13 protein-coding genes are annotated in these 20,454 nt (G+C 51.1%); 5 read left to right on the top strand and 8 right to left on the bottom strand.

Going from position 1 to position 20,454, the window contains the following annotated elements:
* The first annotated feature begins 4 nt into the window (after positions 1-4).
* From mnmA to RSA72_RS08975, 4 genes are all read left to right on the top strand, one after another.
* Positions 5-1,138 carry a tRNA 2-thiouridine(34) synthase MnmA gene (mnmA, locus tag RSA72_RS08990; protein WP_332624424.1) on the top strand — a complete coding sequence of 378 codons (1,134 nt, stop codon included), beginning with the start codon at positions 5-7 and terminating at the stop codon, positions 1,136-1,138.
* Between the two features lie 15 nt (positions 1,139-1,153).
* The gene (gene hflD / locus RSA72_RS08985; RefSeq protein ID WP_332624426.1) at positions 1,154-1,885 is read left to right on the top strand and encodes a high frequency lysogenization protein HflD; all 732 of its coding nucleotides are present in this window, start codon (positions 1,154-1,156) and stop codon (positions 1,883-1,885) included.
* A gap of 57 nt (positions 1,886-1,942) precedes the next feature.
* On the top strand, positions 1,943-3,331 hold the full coding sequence (purB, locus tag RSA72_RS08980; RefSeq protein ID WP_332633049.1) for an adenylosuccinate lyase: 1,389 nt from the start codon (positions 1,943-1,945) through the stop codon (positions 3,329-3,331).
* A gap of 78 nt (positions 3,332-3,409) precedes the next feature.
* Positions 3,410-4,045 (top strand): DUF2238 domain-containing protein, encoded by a 636-nt coding sequence (locus tag RSA72_RS08975; protein ID WP_332624721.1) that lies wholly within the window; start codon positions 3,410-3,412, stop codon positions 4,043-4,045.
* Between the two features lie 30 nt (positions 4,046-4,075).
* On the opposite strand, the gene RSA72_RS08970 is transcribed toward RSA72_RS08975, so the two are convergent.
* The 6 genes from RSA72_RS08970 to hrpA form a co-directional block, all read right to left on the bottom strand.
* Positions 4,076-4,996, bottom strand: a complete 921-nt coding sequence (locus RSA72_RS08970; protein WP_332633047.1) for a LysR family transcriptional regulator — start codon at positions 4,994-4,996, stop codon at positions 4,076-4,078.
* A 255-nt stretch (positions 4,997-5,251) separates the two neighbouring features.
* Positions 5,252-6,238 carry an ion transporter gene (locus RSA72_RS08965; RefSeq protein ID WP_332624113.1) on the bottom strand — a complete coding sequence of 329 codons (987 nt, stop codon included), beginning with the start codon at positions 6,236-6,238 and terminating at the stop codon, positions 5,252-5,254.
* Positions 6,239-6,424: 186 nt separating this feature from the next.
* Positions 6,425-8,140, bottom strand: coding sequence for an AAA family ATPase (locus tag RSA72_RS08960; RefSeq protein ID WP_332624114.1), 1,716 nt, complete (start codon positions 8,138-8,140; stop codon positions 6,425-6,427).
* A 98-nt stretch (positions 8,141-8,238) separates the two neighbouring features.
* Positions 8,239-10,257: a PcfJ domain-containing protein gene (locus tag RSA72_RS08955; protein WP_332633045.1), complete on the bottom strand. Its 2,019-nt coding sequence runs from the start codon at positions 10,255-10,257 to the stop codon at positions 8,239-8,241.
* 376 nt (positions 10,258-10,633) lie between these two features.
* A complete protein-coding gene (locus RSA72_RS08950; RefSeq protein ID WP_332623287.1) occupies positions 10,634-11,749 on the bottom strand; it encodes a beta-ketoacyl-ACP synthase III in 1,116 nt (371 codons plus the stop codon).
* A gap of 26 nt (positions 11,750-11,775) precedes the next feature.
* The gene (gene hrpA / locus RSA72_RS08945; protein ID WP_332623284.1) at positions 11,776-15,726 is read right to left on the bottom strand and encodes an ATP-dependent RNA helicase HrpA; all 3,951 of its coding nucleotides are present in this window, start codon (positions 15,724-15,726) and stop codon (positions 11,776-11,778) included.
* A gap of 345 nt (positions 15,727-16,071) precedes the next feature.
* On the opposite strand from hrpA, the gene ahpC reads away from it, so the two are divergent.
* Positions 16,072-16,635, top strand: coding sequence for an alkyl hydroperoxide reductase subunit C (gene ahpC, locus RSA72_RS08940; RefSeq protein ID WP_332623286.1), 564 nt, complete (start codon positions 16,072-16,074; stop codon positions 16,633-16,635).
* Between the two features lie 319 nt (positions 16,636-16,954).
* Here ahpC and RSA72_RS08935 read toward each other — a convergent pair whose 3' ends face one another.
* Entirely contained in the window at positions 16,955-17,395 is a 441-nt protein-coding gene (locus RSA72_RS08935) for a DUF3887 domain-containing protein (protein WP_332623285.1), read from the bottom strand.
* Positions 17,396-17,468: 73 nt separating this feature from the next.
* Entirely contained in the window at positions 17,469-20,444 is a 2,976-nt protein-coding gene (gene gyrA, locus RSA72_RS08930; protein ID WP_332633043.1) for a DNA gyrase subunit A, read from the bottom strand.
* Positions 20,445-20,454: the final 10 nt, after the last annotated feature.

Raw genomic sequence — 20,454 nt, 5'->3', positions numbered from 1 at the left:
TCCTATGCAACAACGTGTCATCGTCGGTATGTCTGGTGGTGTAGATTCTTCTGTATCTGCAGCGCTTCTTCTTCAGCAAGGCTATCAGGTGGAAGGCCTGTTCATGAAAAACTGGGAAGAAGATGACGGCACGGAATACTGCACAGCCATGGATGATTTGGCGGATGCGCAGGCGGTTTGCGATAAAATCGGCATCAAGCTGCACACGGCCAACTTCGCCATGGAATACTGGGACCGCGTGTTTGAGCATTTTTTGGCGGAATATGCAGCCGGCCGCACGCCTAACCCAGACATTCTATGCAACAAGGAAATCAAATTCCGCGCATTTCTGGATCATGCGGTAAATTTAGGCGCTGACTTTATTGCCACAGGCCACTACTGCCGCCGCGGCGCCAGCATGACTAATTCTAAAGGCGAAGAATATGCGCCTTTGCTGCGCGGCGTAGACAGCAACAAAGACCAGACTTACTTCCTGCATGCGGTGCATGGCCGTGAAATCAATAAAACCCTTTTCCCGGTCGGTGAAATTGAAAAGCCTGAAGTCCGCAGGATTGCGGAAGAGCTGGGCTTGGCGACAGCCAAGAAAAAAGACTCTACCGGCATCTGCTTTATTGGCGAGCGCCGCTTTAATGACTTCTTGAAGCAGTATCTGCCTGCGCAGCCTGGAAAAATTGTCCTCGACAACGGCAAAGAGGTTGGTGAACATCACGGCTTAATGTACTATACGCTCGGTCAGCGCGGCGGGATCGGCATTGGCGGCCTGAAAGGCTCCGAAGAAGGCGCCTGGTTTGTGCTGCATAAAGACATTGCAGGCAACCGCCTGGTTGTCGGCCAGGGGCATGAACACCCGCTGATGCAAAGCACGGTGCTTTGGAGTGAAACTGTAGACTGGGTTGCCGGCGAACAGGATATCCCGGAAACCGGTTTCCGCTGCACGGCGAAAACCCGCTACCGCCAGCCGGATCAGGCATGCACGCTGTACAAAGACCCTGACGCGCCAAATGGCGTGCGTGTGGAGTTTGATGAACAGCAGCGCGCTGTTACGCCGGGTCAAAGCGTTGTGTTCTACTCAGGTGAAGTTTGCTTAGGCGGCGGTGTGATCCATCATACCAATGCACCTAAACCGGATTTTATTTAAAAGGATTGTTTCGGCATGACAGAGTTACCGTTTCAGCAGCCTCAAACTCTGAATGTTCGCCAAAACCGCGCACTGGCGCTGGCGGGCGTTTTTCAAGCCGCCCAGCTGACGCATATGACTGCGCTGACTGGACGGCAGAGCATCGGCGAAAGCGGTAACTTTTATCTGGAGCAGCTGATTAAGGCCAGCCTGAATATCCGCCCCAGCGGCAAATGCAGCGCGCAAACCTTAGATTTTTTCAATCAGCTGGCCGATATCTCCTTAGGCCTGAAAACCTTAGAAAGCAGCATCAACCAGCCCTTCACTACTTCGCCCACTTCCAGACTGCCCAAGCTCTCCAGCGCCAAACTGCCAATGAGCTATGCCATGGCGCTGCTGCAATTAGAAAAAAAAGTCTACAGCAATCCTAAATTTGTCGAAATCATTGAACAGTCCCAGCAGAAAATATTAAGACAGCTTTCGTTTTTTGATAACAATTATCTGCACCCCAGCGTCATTGCCAGCCTTGCGCAAACCTACGTCGATACCGCCGGGCAGATTAACCCGCGCATTATGGTGCGCGGCAATGCCGAAGCCTTTAAAGATTCCTCACATACCAACCGCATCCGCGCTTCGCTGTTTACCGGCCTGCAGATGGCGCATTTATGGCGCCAGCTGGGCGGCAGCTCATGGGGCATGATTTTCAGCAAGCGCAAGCTGCTGCAGGATATTCAAGATCTTGCCCGCTTACAGTATCAGGTGGTTTAGCTTGAACTGTTCCGGGCCCTCTGTTTTACGTTTAATTCCAAAGTTTAAGGAATCGCTATGAACGCTTTAACCGCACTTTCTCCATTAGATGGACGCTACGCCAGCAAATGTGATGCGCTGCGACCTTTCCTCTCTGAGTTTGGCCTGATCCATGCTCGTGTGACTGTTGAAGTGCGCTGGTTACAGGCGCTTGCCAACCGTCCTGAAATTACGGAAGTTCCGGCTTTCTCAAGCGAAACCAATGCAGCGCTGGACGCTATTGTTGCGGATTTTTCTGAAGAAGACGCCAACCGCATCAAGGAAATTGAACGCACAACCAACCACGATGTAAAAGCGGTTGAGTATTTCTTAAAAGAAAAAATCGCGCATATTGATGCGCTGAAAAATGCCGGCGAGTTCATTCACTTTGCCTGCACCTCTGAAGACATCAACAACCTGTCGCATGCTTTAATGCTGAAAAGCGGCCGTGATGTTCTTGTCGCCGCTATGCAGCAAATCATTGATTCTATTGCTGCGCTGGCTGAACAGCATGCTGAGCAGCCGATGCTGTCGCGCACGCACGGCCAAACCGCCAGCCCGACAACTTTGGGCAAGGAAATGGCCAACGTGGCTTACCGCTTAGCGCGCCAAATCAAGCAGTTCAAGCAGGTTGAGCTGCTGGGCAAAATCAACGGCGCAGTGGGCAACTACAATGCGCACTACTCCGCTTATCCGGAAATCAACTGGCCTGCGCATTCTCAGGCATTTGTTGAGTCTTTAGGCCTGGCATTCAACCCGTACACCACGCAAATTGAACCGCATGACTACATGGCGGAACTGTTTGATGCGCTGCGCCGCTTCAACACCATTCTGATTGACTTCAACCGTGACGTTTGGGGCTACATCTCTTTAGGCTTCTTCAAGCAGCGCCTGAAAGAAGGCGAAGTCGGCTCTTCAACTATGCCGCACAAAGTCAACCCGATTGACTTCGAGAACTCTGAAGGCAACTTGGGCATCGCCAATGCTGTGCTGGCGCACTTGGGCGAAAAACTGCCTATTTCCCGCTGGCAGCGTGACCTGACGGACTCGACTGTGCTCCGCAACATGGGTGTCGGCTTCGCGCAAAGCTTAATCGCATTTGAAGCCTGTTCTAAAGGCATCGGCAAGCTTGAGCTGAATGCCGACCGCATTCTGGAAGATCTGGACAATGCTCAGGAAGTGCTGGCCGAGCCAATTCAAACCGTTATGCGCCGCTACAATGTTGAAAAGCCGTATGAAAAACTGAAAGCGCTGACCCGCGGCCAGGCCATGACCCGCGACATGATGGTTGATTTCGTCAACGGCAATGAGCTTGCTGCTGTGCCGGCTGCTGACCGCGCGCGCTTGGCGGAAATGACGCCTGCAACCTATACCGGCAATGCTGCTGAGCAAGCGAAGCAAATCAAAGATTTAATTGCGAAAATCTAATCCGCATTTAAACTGAAAAGCGGAGCTTCGGCTTCGCTTTTTTATCGCCTGAACCAATACAATGAAAGAAAACAACAAATGATTGAATATCAATTAACCGCCAAGCACTGGTTTGTCCTTGCCGTTTTAGCGCTCTGCACCGTATTGGCAAGCATCAGCCCGCTTGAGCTTGAATCTTACCTGCTGCATCAGGCCGGCACTGTAGTGATGCTGATTGCGCTGTTTTTCTGCCTGAAAAAAATTGGCTTCACCTTTTGGAGCTTCCTGCTGTATATCGGCTTTCTGCTGATTCACATCTTAGGCGCGCATTATCTGTATTCTTATGTGCCTTATAACGAATGGGCGATGCAGTATTTAAATTTTGATCTCAATCAGGCCTTCGGCTGGCCGCGCAATATGTATGACCGCTTTGTGCATCTGGCTTACGGGCTGATGCTCTATCCGGCATTTTACCGCCTGTTTCAGGTTTGGCTGCCTTCACTGAAGCCCTTTATCCTATATCTGCTGGTCATCCAGTTTGTCATGGCCACCAGCCTGATTTATGAATGGCTTGAATGGCTGATTGCCATTGGCCTGTCGCCGGAAGATGCGGAAAACTATAACGGCCAGCAAGGCGACATGTGGGATGCGCATAAAGACATTTTCTTAGCTACGGCAGGTTCCGCCATTACCGGCTTGATTGTCCTGCTTAAGCAATATAAAAAGCCGATGTAGGACATCGGCTTCAGCTCAGCGCAAAGCGCGCTAAGAAGAATAATAGCTGCTGCGCTTTTGCGAGAACTTTTCCAGCTGCTTTAAAAAACCTTCAAAATAGCTTTTGTCTTTTTCTTCAGCTCTGTAGCCCGCATACAGCGTACGGCGCAGGCCATTCGGCGCAGCGCAGGACAGGCGCCGCGACGCCACCCAGCCTTTCTGCTCATATTCATTCACCACCCAGTCCGGAAGCGCGGCGATGCCCCGCCCGCTGGCCACCAGCTGAATCAGCATTTGCGTCAAATCGGTGGTGCGGATGCTTTTCGGCTGAATATTGGCGGGAATAAACAGCTTGGCCATAATATCCAGGCGGTGCTTATCTACAGGATAGGTAATTAGGGTTTCTTCCGCCAAGTCCTGCACGGTAATATTTTCCGCGCGCACCAAAGGATGCGTATGCGACAGAACCAAGCGCGACTCGTATTCAAAAATTGGAAAGTATTCAATGCCTTTCAGCGCAATTGGATCGGCGGTAATCAGCAGGTCAAATTCGGCGCTCTGCAGCAGCTCATGCGGATTGGCTTCAAAGCCTGAAGCAAAGTCTAAATCCACATCCGGATAGTGCTGGCGGTACAGGTTCAGCAAAGGCATCAGCCAGTCAAAGCAGCTGTGGCATTCAGATGAAAAGGTGATGCGGCCCGTTTGACCGTGCACAATGCGGGTAATGTCCGACTGGGTGATCTGCACTTGCGGCAGAACATCATCAGCCAGCTTCAGCAGGCGCTGCCCGACACTGGAAAATGTCACCGGTCGGGTGCGGCGGTTCACCACTTCTACGCCATACCAGTGATCCAGCTCTTTCAGCTGATGCGAAATCGCCGACGGCGTTAAGCATAAATCATTGGCGGCGGAAACCAGCGAGCCATGCTCCCTCAATGCAGTCAAAGTTTTCAGATGTCGAATTTCTAACATGTGCGGTATTCCTGCATGCGCTATTGGCTTGTTCCAAGTGAAAAACAGTCAGTTTTTCACTTTTAAAATTGAATTACACTCATGTTATCATTATTTAAAATAGTTTTACTCATTTTTAAAATTCAACTGCAGGCAAAACCGCCAATTGAAAAATGCGTAGCTGCACTGCCCCTCTTTTGCCCTGCATCCTATATGGCTCTGGCTTAGGGGGAAATATCAATCAGCAGGAATAAGCGCTTAACTGATCAGCATTGCTTACAGTTCAGGCAGCTTCTTGCCGCAATGCGGGCAATAGGCATACTGCTCACGCTCCTGCTTGAGCGATTCTTCCCGCTGCTCGCGGATCAGCTGCAGGATAATATCGTTCGTCTGTTCTGTCGTCAGCCCGACTTCCTTACGTATTTCTTCAATTTTCTCCTGATCCACAGCCAAATCAATTTCAGAATTCTGCAGCAGCTCCCGGAATTTAAGCTCCAAAAACTGCTTGCGCTGCTGCAGCTCATTGGCTAAGCCATTGGCCAGAATACCGGCGGGCAAGGCCGCCAGCCCGACCCCCAAAATGGTGATAATCGCCCCTAAAAAGCGCCCTAAAGGCGTAATCGGCGTGACATCGCCATAGCCGACCGTGGTTAAAGTCACGACCGCCCACCACATGGATGCCGGTATGGAATTGAACACTTCCGGCTGGGCTTTATTTTCCACCATATAGACGCAGGCAGCCGCCATGACAATCATGATGCTGAGAATAAAAATAACCGCCTGAAATGCGCCTTTTTCCCGCTCAATGACCCGCAGCAGAATCTGCAGGGAAACAAAATAGCGGGTGAGCTTCAGCAGCCGCAATAAGCGCAGGATTCTTAAGAAGCGCAAGTCAATCGGTACAAAGAAATTGATATAGGCCGGCAGAATCGCCAGCAGGTCAATCACCGCGCCGCCGCTCTGCATCCATTTCAGGCGGTTTTTCCATGCCGGCTCAAAAGGCTCATGCTCGGCCGCCGACCAGATCCGCAGCAGGTATTCAAAGCTGAAAATAACAATGGAAATATTTTCAAAAAGGTCAAAGAACAGCCGGTAAGACTGATAAATGTCATTAACCGATTCCAGCAGCACGGCCGTGGCATTGCCGAGAATCAGCAGAATTAAAAAGTAATTAAGGCCGCGGCTGAATGCTGTTTCATAGTCATCATTATGCAAGTTGTTATAGACAAATTTTCGAAGCGTGTACCAAGCCGTGAGCGCCATAGTTGTACAAATGATAATTTAAAAATATTTTCCAGTTTAACTGATGCTGCTCAAAATGGAATAAAACAGCCCAACTAATTGCCTGAAGCGCCGGGCCGGTTCAGGCAAAGCCAGTGAAGACTAAAAAAGCGAAGGCGCTTACTGCAAAATGCCTGCACTGATCAGCATTAGCCCAGCAGCCGGCTTTTATTCCACAAACAGCAGCGCCAAGCGCACCTGATCATAGCCCATGCGCGGGCTGGTCAGCTCAACAATTGGACGCAGCTTGATGCTGCCGTCATCATTGAAATGCCCCGCTTCCTGACGCTTGCTTAAGCGCTTGTAAATTTTACGCACCTGCTCAACCGCCTCTTCGCCGGGGTTAGCGACCGAAATGTCCAGGCCCTGCTCTTTCTGCAGGCGACCCAAGTGGTTGATAATGGTGGCCGGAGTCAAGCCGCGCTCCTGCGCAATGTCCGGAATATCATAGCCGTCTTCAAACAGCGCGCGCGTTTCATCCAGCGTTGCGGAGGCGTAATTCTGCTTGCCGCCGGTTTTCGCCAGCTTTTTCTCATTGCGCTCAATTTCATATTCATTCAGCGTGCCGCCGCAGTGCCGGATAAAGGCTTTATGCTGCGCGGTAAAATCCGCTTCGGCAAAATGCTCATCGGCTTCGGCGGACAGCTCCTGAAAACGGCGGTCAGCTTTAATCGCCAGACTGTCCAGCTCCAGCGCCTGATCATTCAGCCCCAGCAGCTTTAAGCCATTCAAAGTCTTTAAGCGGGACAAGGCAACATAGCCTTGGCCTTTTTCAAAAGTGTTGGCCAGATTGATTTCAGCCTGCTCCAAGGTCATGCCCTGCGATTTATGGATGGTAATGGCCCACGCCAGACGCAGCGGAATCTGCTGGAAACTGGCAATGGTTTTGCCTTCATCATTATCCACCGACCAGGTTTCCGGCTCGACCGTTAAAGTCGTGCCGTCTGTCAGCTTGACTTTCGGCAGCACGCCGTATTCGTCATCTTCTTCAAAGGCAATCACTTCGCCCAAGCTGCCGTTGATATAGCCCAAGTCAAAGTTGTTTTTGACAAACATCACTTTGGCATGCTTTTTCAGCGTCAGGTTTTCCGGCGCGCGCACCGAAGATTTCAGGGTTTCAACCAGTTTGGCATTGCCGTCGCACTGCGCATCAAACTGGCGCGATTCCTGATCAATTTCATTCAGATGCTTAAAGTTGATGCTGTCCACATCCATATTGTGGGTATACAGGCGGGTAAAGGTTTCACCGATATTCTGGCTGCGGGTCTGCTTCAGCGCCTGCAGATGCTCCGGCGTGATGCTCTGCCCGCGGATGGCGTTCAAAATATCATTCAGATAGTCATTGCCCTGGCGGTGCTGTTCGGTCAGATAGCACACGCGGAATTTGGCTTCGACCCACGCCTCGGACATAAAGCAGAATTTGTCGCGGTTGCGCTCATCATTTTTGCCGACTGGCGGCAGCTGGAAAAAATCTCCGGCCGCAATCACCTGAATGCCGCCAAAAGCCTCTTCGCTTTCCTTAAAGTATTTCAGCACTTTGTTGACCAGATTCAGCTGCTTGGCATGCAGCATGGAAATCTCGTCAATAATCAGCACTTGCGCATTTTCCAAATGCTCTTTCAGGTATTTGCGCTCTTTCATGCGCTTTAAGTCATCATCAGACAGCACATCTTTAATGCCGATGCCCGCCCAGGTATGAATGGTCATGCCGTTCATGTGGGTTGCCGCGATGCCTGTCGATGCAGTAATGGCGACAGGCACTTTGCGCGCTTTTAAATAATTGATGTACTGATTAAGCGTATAGGTCTTGCCTGCACCCGCTGAACCGGTTAAGAAGACGTTCTCGCCCGCTTTTAATAATTTGAGTGCAGTTTCCTGTTTCATATGGCCCATACCGTAAAAGAACGGCTATAGCCTAACGAGTTTTGGCTGAAATGTTAAGCTCGATCAGACGCCAATCATGCAGTGGCATGCCTAAGCTGTTAATTTTCCGAACTTTGATTTTGATTCAGCCAGTCAACAAAGCGCTGGGCGGCCTGCATGGACAGCTCATCGGCTTTGGCATTGTCCGGCAGCTCCAGCTGATCGAACAGCAGCTGGCCATTTTCACGCCGGCAGCCCAGCGTCATTCTGTGCGGCGCCTGCGCATGCGCCATATGAAAGGCCGCGTATTCACCTTCAATGATGCGCTGCGCATAGCTGGCCGCTAAGCAATGCCGGAATCTTTTAGACTCGTCAATAATGCGCTCAATGCTTTGCAGCTCTTCAAAGCGCCACTGTTCAAACTCCAGCTGCGGCTGCGCGCACACCGGGCGCCACGCCGCCAAAGAGAAATCTTTTTTCAGCTTGGACAGGATTTCCTCTTTCTGAATCTGATCATGCCAAGCCGCGGCCTGATGAAACAGCCCCATCCAGGTCACGCTCTTCGGCACCGTTCTATTAGCTGCAAAATAGGCGCTTAAATAGTCGCGCACATAGGCGTCAAACACGGTTTTGCGCACGGCGCCGGCCTGCAGGTAAAACTGCTGCCGGAACTTGTCCGGCGGCATTCTGCACCGCTGCAGCGCCGTATAAAAACCGCGCTCCTGCTGCCGTTCCGGCAAAATAAACGCCATGAGGTCTGCAGGCAGAGCCGCGGTTATTTTTTGCAGATGCAGCATAAAGGCCTGCATCACCCGGCTCAGCCTTAAATGCACCTTTTTCAGGGCAGCATCATCCGCTTTGGCAATGCAGCCGGCTAAAGCAATCCATTCATCCAAATACAGAATGGAAGGCCGGATCGCCGCCCGGGAATCATCAATGGCTTGGCGCATGCCCTGCAGCACCGCCACAGTATTGCGCGGATGCTCAAACCAGTTTTCCTGCACGGCGATGTCATGGCAGCTTTGTATAAACAGCCGCGCGGCTGCATGCTGGAAATACTGCAGCGCCGCCAGAATCACCTGCGGATGCATTTGGCTGCTGTCAATAAAGCTCAGCGCAATGACTGCGGTGCGGACGCTGCCGTGCTGAATATTCTGGCTGATCCAGTCCAGCACCTCCGCCGGCTGCCTGAACAGCCAATTGACCGGCCGCGTGCCGTCAAACAGGGGCAAAACCGCGGCTTTTTTTTGCCAGATGCGCGGGCCTGCCGCCATAAAATGCTGCTTAGACAATGCATCGGCGCGGCGCCAGACTTCGCGGTTCATCAGCCGGACAAAACCCAGCATATGCGGCTGCTCCCGCGCATGCGGATACAGCAGTCGGATATCATCCTCATGCTCAATTAAATCATTCAGACTGAAGTGCTCTCGGAATGACAGCGACATGATCCGGTAAATGGCCGAGTCTAAAAACTGCACGGCGCTGAAGCAGAAATCATCATAGCTTTCCATCAGCGCCTGCAAGGGCAAAACCTCCTGCCCCAGCGCTGCATCTAAGCGAAACATCTGCTGAAAAACCTGCAAGGCCTCAGCCGGCAGCGGCTGCCGGCGCTGCACCCAATCCTGCATCACGGCCCCGCTGCAGCCTTCCGCCTGCATCATTAGCTGATCAATCAGTTGCGCCTGCGCCAGACTCATGCTCTGCAGCGCCTTTTTCACCCGTTCCGCGCCATTCACCCAAAGGTAAAGCTGCTCAAGCAGCAATTCCCTCAGGCGCTGGGCCTTGCTGCGCAAAAACAGCGGATGCTGCGCTTTTAAATCGCCAGTCAGAAAGTGCACTTCCTGCAGAAAAAATTCTTCCAGCCGCTCAGCTTTTTGCCCGGCATAAGCAAAATGGCAATGCGCCAGCCCATGCGAGGCATCCGCAGGCTGGCAATCTGGCGTAAAAAACTGCACATAAAACAGCTGATGGCCGATTTGAATCTGATGCTGTTCCTGCACAATTTTAAACAGGCGATGCGCGCTCAGCTTTTCAGCAAGCTGCAGCTGATCCTGCACAATCTGCTGAAATTCAGGTGATATGCGCTGCAGCTGCCGGGCAATTGCAGCCTGCCGGGAAAGCGCCTGCTGTTTTTGCATCTGCGCACCTCAAGGCCATGATTGATCTTGGCTTTAATATAGACAAAGTTTCTGCACGGCTCTACCTATTTATCAGCGGCACATAAAAAATGGCCGCGGCCCGTATTGCGGACCGCAGCCATTTGCCGCCGCCGGCGGAAACAGCCGGCGTTAAAAGCGCTTAGGCAGCAGTAATGCCAGTCAGTTAAGCATTTTTAATCCTCCCCTTGCGCAGCAGTGCTGCTCACCTTTTTCAAAGGAGGGAGCGTTTCGAAATTCAATACGGTATTGAATTCCTTGCACAGCAATGCTGTTCATCCCCCTCTTTTTCAAAGAGGGGTTAGGGGAGATTTATCAATCAGTAATAATGAAATTACGCTTAACTGATCAGCATTACTTAGGCAGCAGCGTGTTTCTGCACCAGAATAGAACCGACCGAATAGCCTGCGCCAAATGAGCAAAGCACGCCATATTCGCCGTCATCCACCTGATCCGCGCTGCGGTTCAGGGCAATGATCACGCCTGCAGATGAAGTATTGGCAAACTCATCCAGAATAATCGGCACCAAATCCGGCTGCGCATGCTCTTTGCCGACCACCAGCTTCAGAATCAGCTCATTCATGCTGGCATTGGCCTGATGCAGCCAGAAGCGCTTCACATTGACCGGCGCAATCTGATTTTTTTCCAGCTGCGCAGTAATCATTTTCGCAACCAGCGGACACACTTCCTTAAAGACTTTGCGGCCGTCCTGGCGGAAGCGGTTATTGTCAATATCCGCTTCCACTTCGCTCATGTTCAGGTAGCCGAAGTTGTTGCGGATATTGTTGGAGAACTGCGTAAACAGGCTGATGTCCAAGACTTCAAAGCCGGCTTTGCTTTCTGTTTCTTCAATGATGGAAGCCGCAGCCACATCGCCGAAAATAAAATGGCAGTCGCGCGAACGGAAGTCGGTATGGCCCGAAGTAATTTCGACATTCACCAGCAGCACGCGGCGCGCGCCAGCTTTAATCGCATCATAAGCCTGCTTAATGCCGAAAGTGGCAGCGGAACAGGCGACATTCATGTCGTAGGCATAGCCCTGAATGCCCAAAGCGCTTTGGATTTCAATCGCCACCGCCGGGTATGCGCGCTGAATATTTGAGCAGGACAAAATCACCACATCAATGTCTTCAGCTGTGACGCCGGCCTGCGCCATCGCCTGCTTGGCGGCATTGATGCCCCATTCCGCCTGAATGGAAAGCTCATCATCTGCGCGCACATGCAGCAGGGGACGCAGGCGTTTCGGGTCTAAAATACCAGATTTTTCTGCAACATAGCGCTGCTTCACGCCCGATGCTTTTTCAATAAATTCGGCGCTTGAACCGCGGCGCTCTTCCAGTTCGCCGGCTGCGATTTTTTCCGCATTGTCCTGATTGTACTGTTCCACATAGGCATTTAAACCTTCAACTAACTCTTCATTGGTAATGACGTGCTCCGGATGATATACGCCTGTACCGGTAATGCGGATGCCCATGTAAAACTCCTGATTGAAATTGCCTGCTATGAACTGATTCCAAGCCGTTCCCATGCTTTCTGCAAACGGGCTGGCGAAACTGGCATCTTGGTTTTCATCGGCTGAGAAAACAATGAGATACGCAATTCCTCGACCATGAAATACAATTCCTTAAGGCGGGTGTCATTTTTAAACTTGAATAATTTTTCCATCCACGGGTCAACTTGATCAATGGCGGAATTGTCTCTTTGCAGGTTATTTGGCAAGCGCTCTAAACGCAAGATCAAGGCCTTCAAATAGCGCGGAAATTCCTGCCATATATCGGAAGATTTTACATAAACAAAATCCGCCAGGTTCATCAAATCCAGCTGATCTTCAATGTCATCAATGTTTTTGCCAAACACAGAATCGTCTGCAAGCAGCAGTTTGCGGCGGATGTCTTGCCATTGAATGTAAATCTCAGTTAAAACCTGCAGCGCCTGCTGCCCATGCGTTAAGAAAGATTTCCTTACATTTAAAACCAAGCTTTGGAACTCTTCCGCATTGACAGGAAGCTCATTTATTGAAATCTGCAGTGTAGCATAAACTAGCATCTGCTCCAATTTAGCTTTGTCGCCCAATGGTGAATACGCCAATGCCAGCGGCTTGGAAATCTGCTTTTTCAGCTGGCGCACCAAGTCGCCCAGCTGCATATGCACCAGATGAATCACCCCTTGGCGGTGCTGCTTGATGGCCTCTTTCTGGTCATTAAAGGTTTGAATCACCACACCGGACTCATCTTTCTGGTCTAAATCCGCAAAGCTTTTGCCGGGCACTAAAGCCTGATACTGCTTCACCACCACGCCAGTCACTTTCTGCGAAGCTTCAAATACAAAGCTTTCAGGGAAGGCCTTAAATTCACCCTTCAGCTGCTTGACCGGGCTGTGGGTTTCGGTGCGGCAGCGCGCTTTCAGCTCGCTTAAATCGCGGCCCTGTTCAATGACACGGCCTTTTTCATCAATGACTTTAATCAGCGGCAGCAGGTACTGCTCTACGCGCTCAAAAGAAAAATCTTTCTCCGCAATTTGATCGCCGCGCAGCTGAAACGCCAGAAAGCTTAAAATATGCTGCTGCAGATTGACCGCATCAATCCGGGCCATCAGCTTGCGCGCGGTATCTGGAATCGGCACCAGACTGCGGCGCTTATCTTTAGGCAAAGACTTCAGCAATGCTTCAATTAAGTCCTGACGCCAGCCGGGAATGCCCCAAGACCAGAGGTTTTCATCCACCTGCGGCAGCGCCTGCACGGGAATGCGGACCGTTGCGCCATCCTCATCATGGCTGGGGTCAAAACGGTAGCTGGCAGCCAGGCGCAGCTCGCCGTTGCGCAAAGCGTCCGGAAACTGCTGCGTGGTGGGGCGGTCATTCATCCACAGCGCATCGTCATCGACAAATAAATGGCGCGGATTCTGCGGCTCTACCGTAGCGCGCCAGTCTTCAAAACTGCGCCGGCTGGCCACTTCCTGCGGTACTTTCGAGGCATAGAACTGGTAAATGGTTTCTTCATCCACCACCAGATCGCGGCGGCGCAGCTTGTCTTCAACCCGCTCCGCCTCTTCCAGCTTTAGCAAGTTATGCTTTAAGAACGGCGGCGTGATGCCTAAATGGCCTGTAGTCAGCGCATCGCGCAGGAAGATTTCATGAGCGGCCGGCTGATCCACTTTTTCATAATTGATGGCGCGCTTCGGCTCAATAATCAGGCCGAATAATGAAATCTGGTCATAGGCATTCACCACGCCGGCTTTTTTCGACCAGTGCGGTTCAAAATAATGATGCTTCAGCAAATCCGGCGCCGCCAGCAGAATCCATTCCGGCTCAATCTTCGCCAATGTGCGCAAATAAACCTGTGAAGTTTCCACCATTTCAAAAGCCATCACCCACGGAGTATTGGTTTTATGCAGGGTTGAAGCGGGGAAAATCCGCGCTTTTTGCTGGCGCACCGCCATGAAGACATTGCGCTCATCGGTCTTATTGGCAATAAAGGACAGCAGCCCGGTCAGCAAGGCGCGGTGCAGGTTTTCATAGCTGGCTTTTTTTTCATTGAAGGATAATTTCAGGCCTCTAGCCAGATCCACCAGCTGTTCATGGGTTTTCTGCCATTCACGCAGGCGCAGCCAGCTCAGGAAATGATTGCGCGCAAAAGTCCGGCGCTTATTTTCGCTCATGCTCTCGCGGTTATTGTGCAGCGTTTCCCACAGCTTGATATAAAATAAAAAGTCCGAATCCGCTTCGCGGAATAAAGCGTGCTTTTGATCGGCCTGCATTTGCTTGTCTGCAGGGCGTTCACGCGGATCCTGCACAGCCAGCGCCGCCACAATCACCAGCATCTCATTCAGCACGCCAAAATGCGCGCCGCCTAAAATCATCCGCGCAAGGCGCGGGTCAATCGGCATTTTCGCCATTTGCTGGCCAATTTTGGTCAGGGAATCGCCCTTGTCCTGAGGCCCGCCTTTGGAAATGGAGGACTTCGGCAGATTTGATGCAGCCGCATCTCCACCAGCCTCTTTTTGAAAAATAGAAGCTTTCTTTTCAGTCATCGCCCCCAGTTCAATCAGCAGCTTGCGCCCGTCATTCACCAGGCGGAGATCCGGCGGCTCAATAAAGTCAAAATCTTCCAGCGCGCCCAAGCTTAAACTTTGCATCTGCAGAATAACCGAGGCCAAATTGGTGCGCTTAATTTCCGGTTCAGTAAATTCAGGACGGCTCTGGAAATCATCTTCGCTGTACAGGCGGATGCACACGCCCGGCGCAATACGGCCGCAGCGACCTTTACGCTGATTGGCGGCGGCTTGCGAAACCGCCTCAATCGGCAGGCGCTGCACGCGGGAGCGGTAGTTGTAACGCGAGATCCGGGCAAAGCCGCTGTCAATGACATAGCGGATATTCGGTACGGTTAAAGCGGTTTCCGCCACGTTAGTGGCGATAATAATGCGCCGCCCGCCACCCGATGGATTGAAGATTTTCTGCTGTTCCGCCAGCGCCAGCCGGGCATACAGCGGCAGGATTTCGGTATGGCGCGGGCCATGCTTCTGCAGGGTTTCCTGCAGCTCACGGATTTCCTGTTCGGTGCTGGCGAAAATCAGGATATCCGCATGCTCAGGATGGCCTTTCTGCTGCGCATCCTGAAAGCATTCCTCTACAGCTGAAACAACCGCGCGCGGCAGGTTTTCTTCAAAATCATCAAATTCATCATCATCGCTGCCGCCAATATTCAGTTCAGAAATCGGCCGGTAACGCAATTCTACAGGAAAACTGCGCCCTTCCACTTCAAAAATCGGCGCGCCGTTAAAGTAGCTGCTGAAGCGGTTGACGTCTAAAGTCGCCGAAGTAATGATGACTTTCAAGTCTTTGCGGCGCGGCAGGAGCTGCTTTAAATAACCCATGATGAAATCGATATTCAGCGAGCGTTCATGCGCTTCATCGATAATAATGGTGTCGTATTTGGTCAGATAGCGGTCATGCGCCAGTTCCGCCAGCAGAATGCCGTCAGTCATCAAGCGGACAATCGAATCCTGTGAGCCCTGCTCATTAAAGCGCACTTTAAAGCTGATGGCCTCCCCCAGCTTCTGGCCCACTTCTTCTGCAATCCGCTGCGAAACGCTGCGGGCCGCCAAACGGCGCGGCTGAGTATGGCCAATCATGCCGGTCAAGCCGCGGCCGGCCAGCATGGCAATCTGCGGCAGCTGTGTGGTTTTTCCCGAACCGGTTTCACCGGCCACAATAATAACCTGATTTTGCTGAATCGCCTCAATCAGCTTGTCCGCCGACTGGGTAACCGGCAGTTCCTGATTCAGTTTTATTGCTGGAATACGGCTCAGGCGCTCCAGCACTTTAGCATGGGATTTTTCAACTAATTCCAGATGCTGCTTTTCATCGGCATCTTTCCCTTTACGAAGTCGATTTAAACGATGACGGTCACGCGCCATCACCAGATGGTCAGCATTTAAATGACTCTGCACAGAACAAGATTCCTAATAAAAACAGCAATAGGCCATTTTACGCTGTAATGACACGCAGCGGAAGAACAGAGATTTTGTTTAATTTTAACTTTTTTAATTTTTACCCTTGAATTTTGCCAGTATAGGCATCATGTTTGAATGCAAGTTGAGGAACCGATGATTTTGTCATTCAGTCATCACATCATTCATGCTAAATAAGCGGAATGATCAAGCTTGATGAAATGGCTCTTTTAATAACCGTTCGGTTTTTCCGATCTGTATAATGTAAAAATACCATTTCATCAATAATTAAAAGTTCGATACTCTACTGGAAATCAAATACAAACCTCAATCATGGAGACAATGATGAGCTTAATTAATACTGAAGTTAAACCATTTAAAGCGCAAGCATTCCAAAACGGCAAATTCCTGGAAGTGACTGAAGCTGACCTGAAAGGCAAATGGTCAGTTGTATTCTTCTATCCAGCAGACTTCACTTTCGTTTGCCCGACTGAACTGGGTGACCTTGCAGACAACTATGCTGAATTCCAAAAATTAGGCGTTGAAATTTATGCAGTGTCTACTGACACGCATTTCACGCACAAAGCTTGGCACGATTCTTCTGCAGAAATCAAAAAAATCCAGTACGTAATGGTTGGCGACCCAACTTGGACGCTGTCTAAAAACTTTGAAGTATTAATCGAAGCTGCCGGCCTTGCTGACCGCGGTACTTTTGTTATCGACCCAGAAGGCAAAATCCAAATCATCGAAATCAACGCTGGCGGCATTGGCCGTGACGCGCAGGAACTGCTTCGCAAAGTAAAAGCAGCGCAATACGTTCACGCTCACCCAGGCGAAGTTTGCCCAGCTAAATGGAAAGAAGGCGACGCTACGCTTGCTCCTTCAATCGACCTAGTAGGCAAAATCTAATCTGCTTTAGATTAGACTGATTGAAAAACCGCGCTTCTGGCGCGGTTTTTTATTTGCCTGATCAGTTAAGGCAAAACAGCTGAAATGCAGTAACAATGAGCGTATCCAGATACGCTCATTTTTTATGGCTTTTTCTCAGAATTTAAGTTCAGCCTTTCACTTCACGCTCTAATTTCAGCGAATTAATTGATTTAAAAAGAAGGGCAAGGCAATGCCCGAGAGCCGTCAAAATAAAGCCTCAAAAGCACCCAAAAATACCGGTCAATTTCTTAACTGACTGGCATTACTGCTCCGCCCTGCTTTTTATCTTTCCGAAAAATTAATTCACTTTTTCGCCAAAAACCGACACATTCAGATCGCGGATTTGCGCACTGCCGCCGGCTTTGTCAAAGCTGACATCATACTGCACTAGATTTTTAGCATAGCCGTATTCATAGGTCACAGTATATTTGCCCGGCTGATTGGCCGCCTTCTCAATATTTTTTGCCACAATTTTTCTGGTTTTGAACTGCTCTTTCGGCAAGCCGCGCGCAAACTTATGCAGCTCTTTTTCATTTTCCGCAAAATGCGCTTTTAGCTCAGGCTCCAAATGCGCCATCAGCTGCTCAAAATTCTGCTCACGCAAATCATCATAAGCTTCCTGCGCCGCCTGCGCCTGCTGCGGGCTGGGGTCAGGAATAGCATTCATTGCCTGCTGGCCAAGCTTGTCACAGCCGCTCAAAGCCAGTACAGATGCCAAAACAGCATATTTAAACTTCATCATTCTTATCCACCTAATATATTGCTGACATAGAAAAAAGGACGCCGAAGCGCCCTTTTTCATTGATTTCAACTCAGTCTTCTTGAGGATCATTTAAATCAGATTCATTTTCTGTACTTTCATCAATGATTTCGTCATTTGAAGGAGTTTCTGATGCTTCCGCTGAAGACGCGTCATCCAGCAGTTCATCTTCTTCCACAGCTTCAATGGCTTCAACGCCCACCAGCGTTTCGTTTTCACCTAAGCGGATTAAACGCACGCCTTGAGCATTACGGCCGGTTTGCGCAACTTCTGAGGCGCGGGTGCGCACTAAAGTGCCGCCGTCAGAAATCAGCATCAGCTCTTTCGATGCATCAATCGCCACTGCGCCAACCAGCTCGCCGTTGCGCTCAGAAGTCTTAAGCGCAATCACGCCTTTGCCGCCGCGCTTCTTGGTCGGGAAGTCATCCACCGGGGTACGCTTGCCGTAGCCGTTTGCAGAAGCGCACAGCACTTCGCCGGTTTCAGGCACAACCACCAGTGAAACAATGCGGCTGATGAAGTTTGCATCCAAATCATCTTCTTCCGAATCTGCATCATCAGCTTCTTCAGCCTGCGCCGAACCAATCGTTACGCGCATGCCGCGCACGCCTTTGGCCGAACGGCCCATCGCGCGCACATCGGTTTCAGCAAAGCGGATGGCCTTGCCTTCATTCGAGAACAGCATAATCTGCTGCTCGCCGTCAGTAATTGCCACGCCAATCAGGGTGTCTTCTTCGTTCAGCTCAATTGCGCGCAAGCCGTTTGAACGCACATTGCTGAACTGCTCCAGCTCAACACGCTTGATTGTGCCCGCTTCAGTCGCCATAAAGACATAGAAGTTTTTACGCACGCCTTCGGCCTGCTGCGCAAATTCCTCAATGATTTCATCATCCAAATCAACTGCAGACAGCGCCAGGCCCAATTCTTTCAATTGGGTGCGCAACGCGTCAGACAAGTCATCCGCATCTTCAGGCAGTTCCGCAAGCGATGCTTTCAGCGCTTCATAATGCGCATTGACCGCCTCATTTTCCTGCAGCTGGGCTGCATTAGCGCGGACAAAGGCTTTGAAATCAGCCAGACGCTCTTTGAATTTCTTCGGCGCATCAATCACCGGCAGAATCGCTGTAATGGTTTCTTCCGCATCCAAAGGCAGCAGATTGACCATTGGACGGCCTTTGGCGCCGCGTGACGCCTGCGGCACTTCAAACACTTTCAGGCGGTATACCTTACCGATATTGGTAAAGCACAGCACCGTTGCATGGTTTGAGGTCACAATTAAGTGCTGAATATAATCGTCTTGCTTCATCGAGGCTGCAGACTTGCCGCGGCCGCCGCGGCGCTGCGCTGCATAGTCGGAAAGCGGCTGGGTTTTCGCATAGCCGGTTTGTGAAACGGTTAAGACCACCTGTTCTTCCGGAATTAAATCTTCACGCGAGAAGTCAATGCGGGATTCAACAATTTCGGTGCGGCGCGCATCGCCGTACTGCTGCAGAATCAAGGCCAATTCTTCCTTGATTACGCCCATCAAACGGTTGAAATCATTCAAAATAGCCGTAAGTTCAGCAATCTGAGCCAGAATTTCCGAATATTCAGCCTGCAGCTTATCCTGCTCAAGGCCGGTCAGGCGGTGCAGGCGCAATTCAAGAATCGCGCCTACCTGCGCAGGAGACAGGCGGTAAATATCGCCAGCCAAGCCGAACGGGCGGTTCGGGTCTTCGCCTTCAATTTCATCCGGGCGGATGGATACTGAACCGGCTTTTTCAAGCAAAGCCGCTACGCCGCCGGCTGCCCACTCGCCTGCCTGCAGGCGCTCGCGCGCTTCGGCCGGGTTGGCGGAAGTTTTGATGGTTTCAATAATGGCGTCAATATTGGCCAGCGCAACCGTCAAGCCTTCCAAGATATGGCCGCGTTCGCGCGCTTTGCGCAATTCGAACATGGTGCGGCGGGTCACTACTTCCTGGCGGTGGCGGATAAAGGCAGCAATGATGTCTTTCAGATTCATCAGCTTCGGCTGGCCGTTGTCCAGACACACCATGTTGATGCTGAATGAGTTTTCCAGCTGCGTATTCAAAAACAGGTTGTTGACAATAACTTCAGCATTTTCGCCGCGCTTCAAGTCAATGGCGATGCGCATGCCGTCTTTGTCAGACTCATCGCGCAGCTCAGAGATGCCTTCCAGCTTTTTCTCTTTGACCAGTTCAGCAATGCGCTCAATCGTTCTGGCTTTATTGACCTGATACGGGATTTCCGTGAAAACGATGGTGGTGCGGCCGGTTTTCTGATCTTCTTCAAAATGATACTTGCCGCGGATATGCAGGCGGCCTTTGCCGGTGCGGTATGCGTCTACAATGCCGGATTTGCCGTAAATGATGCCGCCTGTCGGGAAGTCCGGGCCGGAAATATGCTCCATCAGGCCTTCAATGCTGATATGCGGGTTATTTGCATAAGCCAGGCACGCATTCACAACTTCGGTCATGTTATGCGGCGCCATATTGGTCGCCATGCCGACCGCAATGCCGGTTACGCCGTTAATCAGCAGGTTAGGCACACGGGTTGGCATGACTTGCGGAATGCGCTCAGAACCGTCGTAGTTGTCTTCCCATTCGACCGTGTCTTTTTCCAAGTCAGCCAAAAGTTCATGCGTCAGCTTGCGCATGCGGACTTCGGTATAACGCATCGCCGCCGCGCTGTCGCCGTCGACAGAACCGAAGTTGCCTTGGCCGTCTACCAGCTGGTAGCGCAGGCTGAAATCCTGCGCCATGCGGACAATGGTTTCATAAACAGCGGAGTCACCATGCGGGTGATATTTACCGATCACGTCACCGACTACACGGGCAGACTTTTTGTAAGCTTTGTTGTAGTCATTGCCCAATTCGTGCATTGCGAAAAGCACGCGGCGGTGAACAGGCTTCAGGCCATCTCGCACATCCGGCAATGCGCGCGATACAATCACGCTCATGGCATAATCGAGATATGAGCTCTTTAGTTCATCCTCAATGGCAATCGGTCTAATTTCCGATACGCTCATGCATACTCCT

This window comes from Acinetobacter sp. (assembly GCF_036659555.1).
In the GTDB taxonomy this organism is placed as follows: domain Bacteria; phylum Pseudomonadota; class Gammaproteobacteria; order Pseudomonadales; family Moraxellaceae; genus Acinetobacter.
This window is presented reverse-complemented; position numbering and strand designations above follow the sequence as displayed.